Source organism: Novosphingobium capsulatum NBRC 12533 (assembly GCF_001598375.1).
GTDB lineage: Bacteria > Pseudomonadota > Alphaproteobacteria > Sphingomonadales > Sphingomonadaceae > Novosphingobium > Novosphingobium capsulatum.
Genome location: NZ_BCYV01000010.1, coordinates 1 through 15,061, shown reverse-complemented (window position 1 = coordinate 15,061; position 15,061 = coordinate 1). Strand labels below are relative to the sequence as shown.

Sequence of the window (15,061 nt, the reverse complement as noted above, 5' to 3'; positions counted from 1 at the left end):
ATGAGCAGCGATCCGAAGAGCAATCTCGATGAAAAGATTGAAGAGCTCAGCAATGAATTCGTCAGAAATTTGTCTGAACTGTCGGCGCGAGATTTTGTCCGAGAAGGTGTAATCAAAGAAGCTATTAGCAGCGTAATTTGGGGAATATATTACAAATTTCCGGATCAGCGAGAACAGTTTGCTGATTTCATGGAGGACTGGCAACCAATCCTCCGCGATGCAATCAATAGCGAAAGTGCCGAGTAGGTGCGTGACGTTTGCCTGGCTAGCGGCCTGGCCCGGTCGCCGCATACCTGATCGGTTGCCCAAGGTGAATTTCGGGCGGCCAGAAATCCGCCAGCAGCAGTCCGGCCCACTCGCACGCCAGTTCGCGGCGACGCGGCATGTACGCCGCCCGGTTATAGGCTCTCTCCGAGCCCGAAACACCATCGGGGACATGGGCTAGCATCAGGTCGATAATCGCTCGGTCGGGGGACGCGCCCAGGCCGCCAGCTTCCCGCCATTTGCGTTCCGCCCGCTCATTCATCAGCGTGGAGAAGCCAGCGCGGAAACCGTGCGGCACATGGCGCTGGTAATAGCCGGCGCGGATTAGCAGGGCGCGCAGCGTGTTTTCGGATATCGGCCGGTGAGGGTGGCGCTCCCCCGGAAACACAAGATCGAGATCACCGGATATCCCGTGCATTACGCGCAGCACCGCGACCGCTTCGGGCGCCAGCGGCACAAGATGGTCGCCTTCCGCTTCGGCCTTCCTGCTTTCATCCCCCTTCATCGCCGAGGCGGGGATTCGCCATAGCGGCGCTTCCCCGTCCAGGCCCTCAAACTGGTCCCACCGGGCCTGGCGCAGTTCACCAGGCCGGACTGCCGTAAGCGCGAGGAAGCGAAGGGCGAGCTTCGTCCCCGCCCGGCAGCGTTCTGCCTCGCAGTCGATCAGCATTTGCCGCAATTGTGGCAGCGTGGTGACGGCGGGCTGTTTCTTTGCCTTCGGCTTCGGCTGGAGCGCCTTGCCCATGCCGGCCGCAGGATCGCTTTCGGCTAGGCCCGCACCGATCGCATAGACGAAGACGGACGAGATGCGAGAGCGCAGGCGGTGCGCGGTTTCGACGGCGCCGCGCCGCTCCACCTTTTCGAGCGCAGCCAAGACCGTAGGAGTGCGGATGCTTGTAATGGGCAAGCTGCCGATCGCTGGGAAGACATTCGCTTCGAGGCTCGCCAGAACGTCAGCCGCATGGACCTTGCTCCAGCGCTTGCACTGCTTCTCCCACCATCGCCTTGCGACGACTTCAAACGTCGATGAGGTATCCGTGGTGTTGGTTTCGACCGCCAGCTTGCGCTGCACGCCAGGGTCGATGCCCTGGCGCAACAATTCCTTCGCCGCGTCGCGTTGCTTACGTGCCTCCAGCAGCGTGACGGCGGGATAGGCCCCAAGGGCGAGCGTCTTCTGTTGCAGGGCGCCGGTCGCCGCCGATCGATAGGAATAGTTCATTCGCCAGAGCCGGCTGCCCGTCGGCTGCACCTGCAAATATAGCTGGCCGGAATCGGTGAGCCTGTAGGACTTATCCCTAGGCTTGGCAGCCTTCACCTTCGCGTCGTTCAGCATCGCCTCGATACCATAGATCGGCAGGCCCGATACCATGCCGGATACCATGTCTCCCAGCGAACGCCATGGATCAACTAGGGAGCATCGCGGAACTCTGATCGCCCGAAAAGCCCGGAAATGCAAGGGTTCTGGAACGAGTTGGCACCAGTGCGGAAGGCGCAATGGCGGAGACGGAGGGATTCGAACCCTCGGTACCGGATTTACCAGTACGACGGTTTAGCAAACCGTTGGTTTCAGCCACTCACCCACGTCTCCGGATCGCAGCGGCGAGGGCGGCCTATAACGGGGGTTGTGGGGCGGGGCAAGCGCTGTCTTGTGATTTTTCCCCAGGCTGGCGCAGAGGGCTGTGGACAGCTTTGTGTGGCGGTGTGGTGCCGCCCTTTCGGCTGGCTGGCGCGGTGCGTGGCCGGTTGGGCGCAATTTCGACTCGGCTCATCGCCCGTTCATTGTGGTGGGGCAAACCTGTGGCGGATGGAAACAATCGGATTGCCGTGGCGCCACCTTGGCGCCATGTCGAACCACCATTGAGCCGGGTCACTGCCGCAATCGGCGCTCGCAGTTAGGGGACGGGAAACAAGATGAAGCGTGCCATCCAATATCGCCTGGCCCTGGGGCTGGCGGGTCTTTCCCTGCTTGCCGCCCCGCTGGCCCAGGCGCAGGTCCAGACAATCGATCCCAATTCGGCGATCGACAGCGATCTGGCGCCACAGCCCGGCACCACGCCGGCCGCACCGCGCGCCACGCCGGTGCAACCCAACGCGGCCCCAGCCCCCGCCACCCCCGCGCCCTACACCCCGCCGCCAGCGACACCGCCGGCAAGCGGCGCACCCTATGCCAGCCCGGCACCGATGGGCGCCGCCCCGCCGCCGGCTGGCACTGCCGGTGCCCAGCCGGGCGCGGCCGGGCAATCGTGGCATGAAGACGATCTGATCGGCGCGGCCGAGGGCGTGTTCGGCAAGGGCGCCAAGGGCCTGGCGATGATGATCCGCGACATCCTGAAAAAGCAGGGTGAGCCGGTGGGCTATATCACCGGGCGCGAAGCCGGTGGCGCACTGGTGGTCGGGCTGCGTTATGGCTCGGGCACGCTGCACCACAAGGTGGAGGGCGACATGCCGGTCTACTGGACCGGGCCTTCGGTGGGTTTCGATGCCGGGGCCAATGCCGGCAATACCTTCGTGCTGGTCTATAACCTTTATGACACGGCCGACATGTACCATCGCTTTGGCGCGGGCGAGGGGCAGGCCTACCTGATCGGCGGCTTCAATGTCAGCTATCTCCGCCGCGGCGATGTGGTGCTGATCCCGGTGCGCATGGGCGCGGGCCTGCGCCTGGGCATCAACGCGGGCTATATGAAGTTCAGCCGCAAGCAGACGTGGATGCCGTTCTAAGGGGGCTGCCGTTCTGATCGCCTGACGCCTTGGCGCGGCGGGGTGCAAACCCTCTTGCGCCGGGGCGCCGGCGGCGGCATGGGGGCGGCGTTCCTTTCAGTCAGCCGTGAAAGAAAATCCCCATGCTCGAAAACCTGGCTCCGCAACCGGCCGATGCCTTGCTGGCGCTGATCAAGCTGCACAATGCCGATCCGCGCGATACCAAGATCGACCTTGGCGTGGGCGTCTATCGCACCGCCGATGGCGCAACCCCGGTGTTCAAGGCGATCAAGGCCGCCGAAGCCAAGCTGCTCAACGAGCAGGACTCCAAGGCCTATCTTGGCCCTGAAGGTGACATGGGCTTTGTCAACGCGCTGGTCCCCTATGTGTTTGGCGCCGATTTCGATGCCGCCAAGGTAGATGGCATGCAGGCGCCGGGCGGCACCGGCGCGGTGCGGCTGGCGATCGAAGTGGCCAAGCGCGCGGGCGTGAAGCGCGTGTGGATGGGCACCCCTTCGTGGCCCAACCACGCCCAGATCGTGGCGGCCGCCGGGCTCGAACTCAAGACCTTCAAGCACACCGCCGCCGATGGCACGGCCGATCTCGCCGCGCTCAAGGCCGCGCTGGAAGAGGCCGAGGCGAGCGACCTGGTGCTGCTGCACGGCTGCTGCCACAACCCCACCGGCGTGGATTACACCCCGGCGCAGTGGGACGAAATCGCTCCGCTGCTGGCGGCCAAGGGCGTGCTGCCGCTGATCGACCTGGCCTATCAGGGCCTGGGCGAGGGCATGGAAGCCGATGCCTATGGCCTGCGCAAGGTGCTTGCCGCCGTGCCCGAGGCGCTGGTCGCCTATTCGTGCGACAAGAACTTTGGCCTCTATCGCGATCGCGTTGGCGCCTTCTATGCCGTGACGGCAGACAAGGACGCCCTGGCCAAGGCCATGTCGAACGGTGCCACCATTGCCCGCGCATCGTGGTCGATGCCGCCCGATCATGGTGCGGCTGCCGTGCGCCTGATCCTGTCTGACGCAGACCTGACCAAGATGTGGCTGGCAGAGCTGGACGAAATGCGCGACCGCATGCGCTGGGTGCGTGACCAGCTGGCCGCCGCCGGCCAGGTTGGCCCGATCGCCATGGACGTGCTGGGTACGCAGAACGGCCTGTTCTCGATGCTGCCGCTGTCGAGCGAGCAAATCCTGACGATCCGCGAGCGCCATGGTGTCTATATGGCCGGCACCGGCCGTATCAACATCGCCGGCCTCACCACCGGCAATATCGGCCAGTTCATCGAAGCCCTGCGCCACGTCGCAACGGCCTGATGCAACCGATGGCGGGCCGGGATGCTGCAACACACCTGTGGCAGCGTCTCGGCCTGCGCATTCCCCTGATCCAGGCGCCGATGGCGGGTGTATCCACGCCGGCGCTGGCGGCGGCGGTGTCAGATGCCGGGGGCCTGGGCTCGATCGCGGTCGGCGCCACAGAGGCGCCCGGCGCACGCGCCATGATCGCCGCCCTGCGTGCCGCCAGTGGCGCTGCATTCAACGTCAATGTTTTCGTCCATGCCACGCCGCGCGTCGACACCGTGCGCGAGGCAGCCTGGTGCGCGGCGCTGGCGCCGCAATTCGCCGCGTTCGGGGCGCGGCCGCCCGAAGAACTGGCCACCATCTATCGCAGCTTTGCCGACGATGCCGCCATGCAGGCGCTGTTGGTGGAACTGGCGCCGCCGATGGTCAGCTTTCATTTCGGGCTGCCTGCCGGCGATGTGCTGGCCGCCCTGCGTGGCGCAGGGTGCGTGCTGGCGGCCACGGCGACCAACGTGGCCGAGGCCCGCGCGATCGCCGATGCGGGCCTTGACCTGATCATTGCGCAGGGGTGGGAGGCCGGCGGCCATCGCGGCATGTTCGATCCTGCGGCGCCCGATGCCAGGCTGCCAACGCGCGACCTGGTGCGTGCCGTGCGCCGTGAAACCGTGCTGCCGGTGGTGGCAGCGGGCGGCATTATGACCGGGCAGGGCATGCGCGCGGCGATTGCCGATGGCGCGATGGCCGCGCAACTGGGAACGGCCTTTGTCGCCTGCCCGGAAAGCGCGGCGCGGCCGGGCTATCGCGCGGCGCTGCTGGCCGCGCGCGACACGGTGATGACCAGCGCTATTTCCGGCCGCCCGGCACGGTGCCTGGCCAACCGCTTCACCGCCTTGGAACACCTGCCACCGGTGCCCGATTATCCCCGTGCCTATGCCGCCGGCAAGGCGCTGGATGCCGCCGCCCAGGCGCACGGCGAAGACGGCTTTGGCGCGCAATGGGCCGGCAGCGGCGTGACCCAGGCGCGGGCCATGCCCGCCGCAGACCTGGTGGCGCAACTGTTGCGCGAGATGGCTCAGGCCTGACGCGACAGGCTTTGCATGCGCTGCAGATAGCGGGCCAGAACATCGATCTCGAGGTTGACCTGGCGCCCGGGCGCAAACTGGCCCAGCGTGGTGATCTGCGCGGTGTGGGGAATGATGTTGAGTGCGAAATGGCAGGTGCCGTCGCTCTGATCGGCCACGTCGTTCACCGTCAGCGACACGCCATCGACGGTGATCGAGCCCTTGGGCGCGATATAGGGGGCAAGGGCTGGCGGGGTGGCGATGATCACGCGCAGGCTGCCGCCTTCGGGCGTGATGCTCACGATCTCGCCCAGCGCATCGACGTGGCCGGTGACGATATGCCCGCCCAGTTCGTCGCCCAGGCGCAGCGCCGGTTCGAGATTGATCGGTGCGCCGGCCTGCCATTGCGCCGGGGCAGTGCGGCTGATGGTTTCGCCCGAAACGTCGACGGCAAACCAGGCCTCGCCGGCAACGCCGCCCTTTTCCACCACGGTCAGGCACACGCCCGAGCAGGCGATCGAGGCGCCGATGGCGATGCGCGCCGGGTCCATCGCACAGGAGATCGTCACGCGCTTGTCGCCCTTGTCGGCAATGGCAATCACGTTGCCCACTTCGGTGACGATCCCGGTAAACATGGCGCTTGGCTTTCCTTATGCGTTAGCGGCGGCGGTGGTAGACGGTGAGGGTGTCGCTGCCAAGCCGGCATGCGGGGCCCATGTCCCATCGGCCATGCGCGGCGGCGAGGGTTTCCAGCCCGAGATCGCCCACGGCGGCAAGGCCGGGGCCGACCAGGATCGGCGCGCGATAGAGCAGTAGGCGATCGACCATATCGGCCTTGAGGAACGTAGCGGCAGCGCCCGCGCCCCCTTCGACGAACAACCACTGCGCATCACCAAAGGCGCCGGGCGCGGTAATATCGGCCGCGGCGCGCCAACCCTGCGGCGCGGAGCCACGGGTCAAGACCCAGCGCTGCGGGCTGCGGGCTTCCAGCCCTGGCAGCCGCACATCGAGCCGAGGAACATCGGCGCGCAGCGTGCCGCCGCCCACCAGGATGGCGTCGGCCCGCGCGCGCTCGGCATGGCAATGGGCGCGCGCCTCTGGCCCGGTAATCCACTGGCTTTGTCCGTTGGCCAGCGCGATCGCGCCATCGAGCGTCAGTGCGAGCTTGAGAGTGACGTGCGGGCGGCCCGCCGTGGTGCGCAGCAGGAAGCCGGCCAGCGCCGTCGCACAGGACGCGGATGGCATGAGATCGGTGGCAATGCCCGCTGCGCGCAGCCGCGCGATGCCGGCGCCGGCGGTGCGCGGATCGGGATCGGTCTGCCCCACCACCACCCGCGCCGGGCGGGCGGCCACCAGCAGATCGGCGCAGGCCGGGCCGCGCGCAGAGGCATGAGCGCAGGGTTCAAGGCTGACATAGACGGTGGCGCCGCGTGCATCGCCACCGAGCGAGGCCAGCGCCATCGCTTCGGCATGGGGACGGCCGCCGGCCTGGGTCCAACCGCGCGCGATCACGCGGCCGGCGCGCACGATGACGCAGCCCACGGCGGGGTTGGGCGCGCTCAGCGGGCGGCCACGGGCAGAGAGCGCGGCGGCCGTTGCCAGCCAGCGCGCATCATCCTCAGGGCTTGGCGGCATCAGGCGCGGGCGTGGGGACGGTCGGCACCGGCTTGCCGGTAATCTGGCGATAGAGCGCGGCGTTCTTTTCGGCCTCGGCCTTCTTTTCGGCGGCGCGTTCCTTGGTGCCGTCGTCATACATCTTTTGCGTGTCGATGCCGGTGGCGGCGCCGACCGCCTTGTACATCTTGCGGATGTCTTCCTGGCGCTGCTCTTCGGCGGCTTCCTCGGCGTCAGCCTGTTTCTGCGCGGCGATGTTGCCCTTGATGATATCGGCATCGCTGCGATCGGCGCGCCAGGATTCGAAATAGATGATCGTGGGCGGGCGCGGCAGGCCACGGCCTTCCTGCTGGGTCATCAGGTAGAAGATGCCCCCTGTCACCAGCCCGGCCATAATCAGCGCGCGCGTGCGATATTCGCTGGGCGCGCCAAGCACCTGCCAGAAATCCCGCACTGCGCGCAGCGGGGAGACATTGCGGAAAAAGCCTTTCATTGCGCCTCAGATAGGGATCGGAACGACGGATGGCAAATGAGTCGCCGGTTTTGCCGGTTCGCCCTAGCCAAACAGGCGATAAAGCCCGCGCCCTTCGGCCTTGAGCCAGCGATTGGCGGCCGTGACGCTGCCTTCGAACAGCTGCGCGAGCAGGGCATGGAATGCCGGGCTGTGGTCGAAATGGACAAGGTGGGCCACCTCGTGCGCCACGACCGAGCGGCGCACGGCATCAGGCGCCATGATCAGGCGCCAGTTGATGCGGATCGTGCCGTCGGACGCGCAGCTGCCCCAGCGCCGCTTGGCACTCGACAGCCCCAGCGGCGGCACGGCCACCCCGGCGCGCGCGCAATAGTGCGCCAGGTCTGCGGTGCACAGCCGCAGCGCTTCTGCCGCCAGCCAGCGCTGCACGCGTGCGGGCAACTGTTCGGCCGGGCCACCGACCAGCAAGGCGCCGTCGTCCACCACCGGGCGGCGCGGGTTGCGGGTATCCCACGACACCGTGAGCACGTCGCCGCGAAAGGGCAGGGCGCAACCCGGCGCCAGGTCCAGCGGCGGCGGCAGGCGATCGAGCTGGGCGGCCAGCCAGTCGGCCCGCTCGCGCACAAAGGCCAGGGCATCGGCCGTGCGCGCCCAAGTTGGCATCGAGACGCGCGCGGCGCTGCCATCGGGCGCCAGGCGCAAGGTCATCCGCCGGGCCTGGCGCAGGCGGCGCACTTCCACGGCAAGGGCGCGGCCGCCCACGGTCACCACCGGCGCCGGCTGGACCGCTTCCGGTTCGGCAGCGCGGCGCAGCCAGTCGATCACGGCAGGCGAAAGCCGATCGGCGCGCGCGGGTTGCCGGGCGCATCGCCATCCCATTCGACATCGCTGACGATATGGTTTTCCAGCGGGCCGGCCACCACTTCGCTGATCGCCTTGCCCACCACCGAAACCCCGGCGCGGTGCACGGCCTGGCGATCGCCGCTTTCCAGGTAGTGCCAAGCGGGCAGCGGCTCGCCGGCGGCGCGCAGGCGATAGGCACAGGTTGCCGGCAGCCAGGCCACTTGCGCCACCAGGCGCGGGGTGAGCCGCAGGCAATCGGGCACCATGGCGCGGCGGTGGCGATAGTCGCTGCAGCGCGCGGTCTTGGTGTCGAGCAAGCGGCAGGCGACGTTGGTGTGATAGACTTCGCCGGTGTCTTCGTCTTCCAGCTTGTGCAGGCAGCACCTGCCGCAGCCATCGCACAGCGCTTCCCATTCATCGCGCGATAGCGTTTCGATCGGGCGATCCCAGAAGCGGTCCTGCGGCGCGCCGGTATTGGGGGGCGTGGCCATGTCTCAGCGCACCCAGCGCGTCAGTTCGGCGGCCACGGCCTCGCCGTTCTGTTCCACCGGCAGCAGGGCGATCGGCTTGCCATCGGGCCCCATCAGATAGGCCGCGCGGCTGTGGTCCATCAGATAGGCCTGTGGCGCGGCGCCCTTGGGTGCGGCGCGCTTCTGGTAATAGACGGCAAATTCCTTGGCTACGGTGGCAATCTGGTCGGCGCTGCCCGTAAGCCCGACCAGTTCCTTGCCGAAATTGCCGGTGAACTGCGCCAGCACTTGCGGCGTATCGCGGGCCGGATCGATCGAGACGAAGATCGGCACGAGGCGGGCTGCCTTGTCCGGGTGCGCCTTGGCAAAGGCGTGATAGCCCTGCATCAGGTTGGCGGTGTCGAGCGGGCAGACATCGGGGCAATAGGTATAGCCGAAATAGAACACGGTATATTTGCCGGCGAAATCGGCGGCATGTACGGTCTTGCCGGCTTCGTTCACCAAAGTGAAATCGCCCCCCAGCTGCGCCCCGGCCAGCGGCGCATCTGATGCCGGCGCGGCGTTGTTGCAGGCTGCCAGCGGCAGGGTGAGGGCGGTGGCCAGCGCCAGTGCCGACAGGCACTTGCGGGCAATAATCGGCAAGAACGAGGGGTGATCCATGGCGTGGCGGTTCATGCTCTGCTAACAGCGCGCTTGCAAGGGCCACGTGCACCGTGGCCACGCCAGAGGAGGAATGCAGCCGTGTCGATCAAGAGGGCCAATTCGCGCCGCATCGCTCTTGCCCTGTGCGCCCTGGCGCCTGCTGCGGTGCTGCTGCCGGCCGGCCCGGCACTGGCCCAGTTCTCCGAAAGCTACAAGTTCCTCGATGCCGTGCGCAAGAAGGACGGCGACAAGGTGAACGAGGCGCTGCAAAATCCTGCCAGCCAGATCGTCAATACCAAGGACGTTTCGACCGGCGAAACCGCGCTGCATATCGTGACGCAGCGGCGCGACCTCTTGTGGATGCAGTTCCTGGTGGGCAAGGGTGCCAACGTCAACGCGCGCGACAACAAGGGCGTCACGCCGCTGGTGGTGGCTGCCAACCTCAATTTCCTGGAAGGCGTGGACTTCCTCATTTCGGTGGGCGCGCGGGTGGATGATCCCAACAACACCGGCGAAACGCCGCTGATCACGGCGGTTCACGGCCACAACCTCGCCATGGTGCGCGCGCTGCTCAAGGCCGGCGCCAACCCCGATCGGCCCGACAATTCCGGCCGTTCGGCCCGCGACTATGCCACGCTCGACCATGCGGAGGCGATTTCCGACGAGCTTGAGGCCGCCGCCAAGAAGCGCCAGACCGGCAAGGCGGCGCAAACCTATGGTCCCACGTTCTAAATCTTAGACTGCGCTGATATTCCAACCCGGAGACTTGCCATGATCGCCATGCCCGACGCGGCCACGCTGGAAACGCTCGATCTCGATCAGCTGCGCATCGAACTCGCGCCGTTGGTTGCCGAAGCGGCCATGTTCGACGGCTGGACCGGCGCGGCGGTCGATAGTGCCGCGCTCGCCGTCGGGCTCGATCCCGCCGTGGCGCGCCTGGCCTATGGCGTGGGCGAAAGCGGCGCGGCGATGACCATGATCGCCGCGTGGATTGCGCGGATCGATGCCGACATGGCCCGTGCCCTGCCGGCCAGCGAACTGGCCACACTCAAGATTCGCGAGCGTATCCGCCGCCTGGTGCAGTTCCGCCTCGATGCCCTGTCGGGCATGGAAGAGGCGCTGCGCCGCGCCCTGATCGAGATGGCCCGCCCGCGCAACAGCGCGCAGACGCTCAAGCTGGGCTGGCACAGCGCGGACGCCATGTGGCGCCTGGCGGGCGATACCGCCACCGATCTCAACCATTACAGCAAGCGCGCGACGCTGGCCGCGCTCTATGCCGCCACGCTGGCCGTCTTTGCCGAGGATCGCAGCGAGGACCATGCCGACACGCGCGCGTTCCTCGATCGCCGGATCGAGGGCGTGATGCGGTTCGAAAAGCTGAAAGCGGGGCTGTTCAAGCGTGAAGGCGAGCGGTTCAGCCCGGTGCGCCTGCTTGGCCGGCTGCGCTATCCCGCCCGCTGACCCGGTCGCTCACCCATTCGCGGGTGCCGCCAGGCCGTTTGATGAATTGATCGCGATCAATCTTCTTGCGAACGACTTGCATAAGCGGCTGGGCTATGGCAGCGGGGCTGCTGTGACGCTCGATGAACTACCGCTGGGCCACGATGCCCGAATCGCCTCGGTCGATTGGGCCGCGCTGGTGCCTGAAGAGGCGCAGCGCCTGCGCGCCCTGGGCTTTGACGAAGGGGCGCAGGTGCGCCTTGCCTATCGCGGGGTGTTCCTGGGCCGCGATCCCCTGGCGATCGAGATTGGGCGGATGACCGTGGCGCTGCGCCGCATCCATGCTCGCGCGATGCACGTGGAAGAGCTGGCGGCATGAGCAGGGGGCCATTTGTCGCCGCGCTGGTGGGCAATCCCAATGCCGGAAAATCCGCGCTGTTCAACGCGCTGACCGGCGCGCGCCAGAAGATCGCCAACTATCCGGGCGTGACGGTGGAGCGCAAGGCCGGGCGCCTGCTGCTGCCCAGTGGCGAGCCGGTCGAACTGGTCGATCTGCCTGGTTCCTATGGCTTTGCCGCCACCAGCCCTGACGAGGAAGTGACCCGCAAGGTCATCATGGGCGAGCAGGTGGGCCAGGTGCGGCCCGATGTGCTGGTCATCGTGCTCGATGCCTCCAACCTCGAACAGCATCTGGTCTTTGCCCAGGAAGTGCTGGAACTGGGCCGGCCCACCGTAGTCGCGCTCAACATGGTCGATCTGGCTGCGCGCGACGGGTTGACGATCGATGCCGCCGCGCTGTCCGCCGAACTGGGCGTGCCGGTGATCGAAACCGTGGCGGTGCGGCGCAAGGGACTTGTCGAACTCGCCGCAGCCATTGCCGTGGCGCGCGATACCGCCGCTGCTGACGAAACCCCCGCGGCGCGCGTGCACGTGACGCTGCCCGAACGGCGGCTGCTGGCGCGGCAGATGGCGCAGGGTGCCACGCTTTCGGAAACCGCGCGCCATCGCATCCATGCGCGCATGGACCGGCTGCTGCTGCATCCCTGGCTGGGCCCGCCGGTGCTCTTTGCCCTGCTGTTCGTGGTGTTCCAGGCCGTGTTCACCTGGGCCAAGCCGTTTCAGGACGGGCTGGATGGCGCCGCCTCTGCCCTGCAGGATCTGGTGCGCAGCGAATTGCCCGCCTCGTTGCTGCGCGATCTGCTGACCGACGGGATCATCGGCGGGGTGGGCGCCGTGATCGTGTTCCTGCCGCAGATCCTCATTCTGTTCTTCTTTATCCTGGTGATGGAGGCGACCGGCTACATGGCACGCGCCGCGTTCCTGATGGACCGCATGATGGCCGGCGTGGGCCTGTCCGGGCGCAGCTTCATCCCGCTGCTGTCGAGCTTTGCCTGCGCCATTCCCGGCATCATGGCCACGCGCAGCATCACCGATCCGAAGGACCGGCTGACCACGATCCTGATCGCCCCGCTGATGACCTGTTCGGCACGGTTGCCGGTCTATGCCGTGATCATCGCGGCGTTCATTCCCAACACGCGGGTGCTGCCGGGCGTGGGCCTGCAGGGGCTGGTGCTGTTCGGGCTTTATGTGGCGGGCATCGTTGGTGCGATGGTCGTGGCGCTGGTGCTGCGCCGCTCGATCACCAAGGGCGCAGCCTCGGGCTTTATCATGGAGCTGCCCAAGTATCAGCTGCCCACGGTCAAGGATCTGGCGCTGGGCCTGTGGCAGCGGGCCTGGGTTTTCCTGCGCCGCGCCGGCACGATGATCTTTACCGTGACGGTGGTGCTGTGGCTGCTGCTCAACTTCCCGCGCGCCGAGCCGGGCAAGAGCCAGGTCGATGCCTCGATCGCCGGCCACATTGCCAATGGCCTCGCCGTGGTGGTCGAACCGATCGGTTTCAACCGCGATATCGCGCTGGCGCTGATCCCGTCGATGGCTGCGCGCGAAGTGGCGGTGTCCTCGCTCGCCACCAGCTATGCCGTGGACAACAGCGACGAGGATGCGCAGGGCCGCGCCCTGGGTGACGAGCTCAAGCACCACTGGAGCCTGGCGACCGCGCTGGCGTTCCTGGCGTGGTTCGTGTTTGCGCCGCAGTGCATGTCGACCATTGCGGTGACCCGGCGTGAAACCAACGGCTGGAAGTGGCCGGGCTTCATGCTCGGCTATCTGTTCGCGCTGGCCTATGCCTTTGCCGGGATCACCTATTGGACCGCCGTGGCGTTCGGTCTGGGGTAGTTTCCCCGCCTTTCTTGTGCGACAGACTCGCACAGCAAGTTCGGGATGCGCTAACGTCCGCGCCTGAATTCCATAGGGACGAGATTCGATGGCAGGCAGCGTCAACAAAGTCATTCTGATCGGCAACCTGGGGGCCGACCCGGAGATCAAGTCGTTCCAGAACGGCGGCAAGATTGCGAACCTGCGCATTGCCACCTCGGAAAACTGGAAGGACCGCAACACCGGCGAGCGCAAGGAGCGCACGGAATGGCACAGCGTCGTGATCAACGGCGATGGCCTGATCGGCGTGGTCGAGCGCTTCCTGCGCAAGGGCAGCAAGGTCTATATCGAAGGCCAGCTGCGCACCCGCAAGTGGCAGGACCAGAGCGGCAATGACCGTTACAGCACCGAAGTGGTCGTGGCCGGCATCGGCGGCGCGCTGACAATGCTCGACGGCCCGCAGGGCGGTGCCGGCGGTGGTGGTGGCGGCGGTCAGCGCTCTGGCGGAGGCGGCTGGAACGACGGCGGCTCGAGCAGCGGCGGTTCGCGTGGTGGTGGCAGCGGTGGCTTTGGCGGCGGGTCGTCCTCGGGCGGCGGCAGCACCTGGAACCAGGGTGGCGGCGGCGGCGGCTTCGCCGACGATCTGGACGACGATATCCCGTTCTGATCGCGCCATCTGCACGCGATGACCGGCCCCCTCCTTGGTTCAAGGAGGGGGATTTTTTATGCCGGCGTCAGCGGCCGCAGGCGTCGTAATAGCCGGCCCGGCAATCGGCCACGGCCTGGCGCCAGGCGGCCAGATCGCGCTGGTATTGGGCCTGCGCCTGGGCATAGCCGCCATCATTGTCATAGCCATATCCCGCGCCATAGCCGCTGCTCTCGCTGCGCGAGGCTTGCTGGCGATATTCGCGGGCCCAGCGGGCATCGCGCTTGCGCACATAGTCCAGCTGGGCCTGGTTCATGCGGCGGATTGCCTCATGATCGCGCATCCGCGCGGCGCTGCTGCGCATCGACGTATCAGCCGGATCATCGGCGCGTGCTGCACCAGGCAGCGCCGCGGCGATCAGCGCCGCAGCCAGTAGTGGAGTGACCCTCATGGTTCTTGTCCCTTTGCGTATCCCGGCAGAGGCATAGCAAGGCGGGGAACCGGCGGGCAGAGCGCTTGCGACGAATGGTTCCGCAGCTGGTCTCAGGTTCCGCGCGTGTCGCCGTAGAGGTGAATGTGCAGCCGGTCGGTCATGCGCCAGCCATTCTCCAGGGCGAGCGCAGACAGCCACTTCTCGCGGCTGCGCAGGGTTTCGCTATCAGTGCCCTCGGGCATCACGAACAGGCGCTCGCCGGGAATGCCGTAGCAGGCCTGCAGCGCGGCGACCTCGTCACAATCTGCCGGGCTGGCTACTACGAACTTGAAGAACGCGCGCGGGTCGGCTGCCCAGGCGGTCAGCCGCTCGGGGATCAGCGCGAGTTCGGCCGGGTTGCCCGAATGCGCCAGCTTGGGCGAGACGTTGAACTGGTCGATCAGCGGATCGATCGCAGGCGAGGGCGCCAAGGTGCCGTTGGTCTCGATCTCCACATGCAGGCCAGGCCGCGTCGCCTTGAGCGCCGCCAGCACGCGGGCGAGCGCGGCGGCCTGCAACAGCGGCTCCCCCCCGGTCACCACCACACGGTCTTGCGGAAAGGCCAGCAGGCGGGCGACTACGTCGTCTTCCTGCAGGATCAGCTGGTTGCTGTTGCGCTCGAACGCCTGGCCATCGCGGTGGGGGCGATTGTCGCCGGTAAAGCGCCAGGTATAGGCTGTGTCGCACCACTGGCAGGCCAGGTTGCAGCGCGACAGGCGAATGAACAGCGACGGCCGCCCCGCCGATGGCCCTTCACCCTGCAACGAGGCGAAGATTTCCGGCTCGCCGGGGGTGGTGGTGGCAAGGGCGAGAGTCATGGGCAGCGCTCTGTGACTGGCGCACAACGCTCAAGCCCCCTCCTCTTCAGAGGAGGGGGTTGGGGGTGGTGGAAGCTCTGGCGCAAAGGTGGATTTGGCCT

The 15,061-nt window shown here is 67.0% G+C and carries 18 protein-coding genes and 1 tRNA gene; 9 read left to right on the top strand and 10 right to left on the bottom strand.

Translation table 11 applies throughout. The annotated features are described in order from the left end of the window. On the top strand, positions 1–246 hold the full coding sequence (locus tag SCA01S_RS22215) for a hypothetical protein (RefSeq protein WP_157088933.1): 246 nt from the start codon (positions 1–3) through the stop codon (positions 244–246). Positions 247–265: 19 nt separating this feature from the next. On the opposite strand, the gene SCA01S_RS10065 is transcribed toward SCA01S_RS22215, so the two are convergent. Both SCA01S_RS10065 and SCA01S_RS10060 read right to left on the bottom strand, forming a co-directional pair. Further along, positions 266–1,645: a tyrosine-type recombinase/integrase gene (locus tag SCA01S_RS10065; RefSeq protein WP_245652512.1), complete on the bottom strand. Its 1,380-nt coding sequence runs from the start codon at positions 1,643–1,645 to the stop codon at positions 266–268. Positions 1,646–1,759: 114 nt separating this feature from the next. Continuing rightward, a tRNA-Ser gene (locus SCA01S_RS10060) sits at positions 1,760–1,852 on the bottom strand. A 323-nt stretch (positions 1,853–2,175) separates the two neighbouring features. Here SCA01S_RS10060 and SCA01S_RS10055 point away from each other — a divergent pair. From SCA01S_RS10055 to SCA01S_RS10045, 3 genes are all read left to right on the top strand, one after another. Further along, positions 2,176–2,985 (top strand): DUF1134 domain-containing protein, encoded by an 810-nt coding sequence (locus SCA01S_RS10055; protein ID WP_062785266.1) that lies wholly within the window; start codon positions 2,176–2,178, stop codon positions 2,983–2,985. 122 nt (positions 2,986–3,107) lie between these two features. After that, a complete protein-coding gene (locus SCA01S_RS10050) occupies positions 3,108–4,283 on the top strand; it encodes an amino acid aminotransferase (RefSeq protein WP_062785264.1) in 1,176 nt (391 codons plus the stop codon). Then, positions 4,283–5,350, top strand: coding sequence for an NAD(P)H-dependent flavin oxidoreductase (locus tag SCA01S_RS10045; protein WP_412103045.1), 1,068 nt, complete (start codon positions 4,283–4,285; stop codon positions 5,348–5,350). Before SCA01S_RS10050 ends, SCA01S_RS10045 begins: the two co-directional genes overlap by 1 nt. Here the strand turns inward: SCA01S_RS10045 and SCA01S_RS10040 are convergent. The 6 genes from SCA01S_RS10040 to SCA01S_RS10015 all read right to left on the bottom strand — a co-directional run bounded on the left by SCA01S_RS10040 (position 5,341) and on the right by SCA01S_RS10015 (position 9,403). After that, entirely contained in the window at positions 5,341–5,964 is a 624-nt protein-coding gene (locus SCA01S_RS10040; protein WP_062785262.1) for a riboflavin synthase, read from the bottom strand. The genes SCA01S_RS10045 and SCA01S_RS10040 overlap by 10 nt on opposite strands. Before the next feature lie 22 nt (positions 5,965–5,986). Next, entirely contained in the window at positions 5,987–6,964 is a 978-nt protein-coding gene (ribD, locus tag SCA01S_RS10035) for a bifunctional diaminohydroxyphosphoribosylaminopyrimidine deaminase/5-amino-6-(5-phosphoribosylamino)uracil reductase RibD (protein WP_062785260.1), read from the bottom strand. Further along, the gene (locus SCA01S_RS10030; RefSeq protein ID WP_054132164.1) at positions 6,948–7,436 is read right to left on the bottom strand and encodes a hypothetical protein; all 489 of its coding nucleotides are present in this window, start codon (positions 7,434–7,436) and stop codon (positions 6,948–6,950) included. The genes ribD and SCA01S_RS10030 overlap by 17 nt, the downstream gene beginning before the upstream one ends. A gap of 63 nt (positions 7,437–7,499) precedes the next feature. Further along, complete coding sequence (locus SCA01S_RS10025; RefSeq protein WP_062785258.1) at positions 7,500–8,240, bottom strand: M48 family metallopeptidase; 741 nt, start codon at positions 8,238–8,240, stop codon at positions 7,500–7,502. Continuing rightward, the gene (locus SCA01S_RS10020) at positions 8,237–8,749 is read right to left on the bottom strand and encodes a YcgN family cysteine cluster protein (protein WP_062785256.1); all 513 of its coding nucleotides are present in this window, start codon (positions 8,747–8,749) and stop codon (positions 8,237–8,239) included. The genes SCA01S_RS10025 and SCA01S_RS10020 overlap by 4 nt, the downstream gene beginning before the upstream one ends. A 3-nt stretch (positions 8,750–8,752) precedes the next feature. Beyond that, complete coding sequence (locus SCA01S_RS10015; RefSeq protein ID WP_084390917.1) at positions 8,753–9,403, bottom strand: SCO family protein; 651 nt, start codon at positions 9,401–9,403, stop codon at positions 8,753–8,755. 66 nt (positions 9,404–9,469) lie between these two features. Here SCA01S_RS10015 and SCA01S_RS10010 point away from each other — a divergent pair, with 66 nt between their 5' ends. From SCA01S_RS10010 to ssb, 5 genes are all read left to right on the top strand, one after another. Further along, positions 9,470–10,102 (top strand): ankyrin repeat domain-containing protein, encoded by a 633-nt coding sequence (locus SCA01S_RS10010; protein WP_022677229.1) that lies wholly within the window; start codon positions 9,470–9,472, stop codon positions 10,100–10,102. A gap of 48 nt (positions 10,103–10,150) precedes the next feature. After that, positions 10,151–10,831: a COQ9 family protein gene (locus SCA01S_RS10005; RefSeq protein ID WP_028658110.1), complete on the top strand. Its 681-nt coding sequence runs from the start codon at positions 10,151–10,153 to the stop codon at positions 10,829–10,831. Positions 10,832–10,943: 112 nt separating this feature from the next. After that, positions 10,944–11,189: a FeoA family protein gene (locus SCA01S_RS10000; protein ID WP_062785299.1), complete on the top strand. Its 246-nt coding sequence runs from the start codon at positions 10,944–10,946 to the stop codon at positions 11,187–11,189. Next, entirely contained in the window at positions 11,186–13,045 is a 1,860-nt protein-coding gene (gene feoB, locus SCA01S_RS09995) for a ferrous iron transporter B (protein ID WP_062785254.1), read from the top strand. The genes SCA01S_RS10000 and feoB overlap by 4 nt, the downstream gene beginning before the upstream one ends. 88 nt (positions 13,046–13,133) lie before the next feature. After that, on the top strand, positions 13,134–13,691 hold the full coding sequence (gene ssb / locus SCA01S_RS09990) for a single-stranded DNA-binding protein (RefSeq protein WP_022677226.1): 558 nt from the start codon (positions 13,134–13,136) through the stop codon (positions 13,689–13,691). Positions 13,692–13,758: 67 nt separating this feature from the next. On the opposite strand, the gene SCA01S_RS09985 is transcribed toward ssb, so the two are convergent. Both SCA01S_RS09985 and SCA01S_RS09980 read right to left on the bottom strand, forming a co-directional pair. Continuing rightward, positions 13,759–14,121, bottom strand: coding sequence for a hypothetical protein (locus tag SCA01S_RS09985; RefSeq protein WP_062785252.1), 363 nt, complete (start codon positions 14,119–14,121; stop codon positions 13,759–13,761). Between the two features lie 92 nt (positions 14,122–14,213). Further along, entirely contained in the window at positions 14,214–14,960 is a 747-nt protein-coding gene (locus tag SCA01S_RS09980) for a 7-carboxy-7-deazaguanine synthase QueE (RefSeq protein WP_062785250.1), read from the bottom strand. Between the last annotated feature and the right edge of the window lie 101 nt (positions 14,961–15,061).

Bases quoted from the DNA above. Each gene is read 5' to 3' on its own strand.
- SCA01S_RS10040 (WP_062785262.1), bottom strand. From the start codon at position 5,964: ATGTTTACCGGGATCGTCACCGAAGTGGGCAACGTGATTGCCATTGCC.
- ribD (WP_062785260.1), bottom strand. From the start codon at position 6,964: ATGCCGCCAAGCCCTGAGGATGATGCGCGCTGGCTGGCAACGGCCGCC.
- feoB (WP_062785254.1), top strand. From the start codon at position 11,186: ATGAGCAGGGGGCCATTTGTCGCCGCGCTGGTGGGCAATCCCAATGCC.
- SCA01S_RS10055 (WP_062785266.1), top strand. From the start codon at position 2,176: ATGAAGCGTGCCATCCAATATCGCCTGGCCCTGGGGCTGGCGGGTCTT.
- SCA01S_RS10020 (WP_062785256.1), bottom strand. From the start codon at position 8,749: ATGGCCACGCCCCCCAATACCGGCGCGCCGCAGGACCGCTTCTGGGAT.
- SCA01S_RS22215 (WP_157088933.1), top strand. From the start codon at position 1: ATGAGCAGCGATCCGAAGAGCAATCTCGATGAAAAGATTGAAGAGCTC.
- SCA01S_RS10030 (WP_054132164.1), bottom strand. From the start codon at position 7,436: ATGAAAGGCTTTTTCCGCAATGTCTCCCCGCTGCGCGCAGTGCGGGAT.
- SCA01S_RS10045 (WP_412103045.1), top strand. From the start codon at position 4,283: ATGCAACCGATGGCGGGCCGGGATGCTGCAACACACCTGTGGCAGCGT.
- SCA01S_RS10015 (WP_084390917.1), bottom strand. From the start codon at position 9,403: ATGAACCGCCACGCCATGGATCACCCCTCGTTCTTGCCGATTATTGCC.
- SCA01S_RS10005 (WP_028658110.1), top strand. From the start codon at position 10,151: ATGCCCGACGCGGCCACGCTGGAAACGCTCGATCTCGATCAGCTGCGC.
- SCA01S_RS10050 (WP_062785264.1), top strand. From the start codon at position 3,108: ATGCTCGAAAACCTGGCTCCGCAACCGGCCGATGCCTTGCTGGCGCTG.
- SCA01S_RS10065 (WP_245652512.1), bottom strand. From the start codon at position 1,645: ATGGTATCCGGCATGGTATCGGGCCTGCCGATCTATGGTATCGAGGCG.
- SCA01S_RS09980 (WP_062785250.1), bottom strand. From the start codon at position 14,960: ATGACTCTCGCCCTTGCCACCACCACCCCCGGCGAGCCGGAAATCTTC.
- SCA01S_RS09985 (WP_062785252.1), bottom strand. From the start codon at position 14,121: ATGAGGGTCACTCCACTACTGGCTGCGGCGCTGATCGCCGCGGCGCTG.
- ssb (WP_022677226.1), top strand. From the start codon at position 13,134: ATGGCAGGCAGCGTCAACAAAGTCATTCTGATCGGCAACCTGGGGGCC.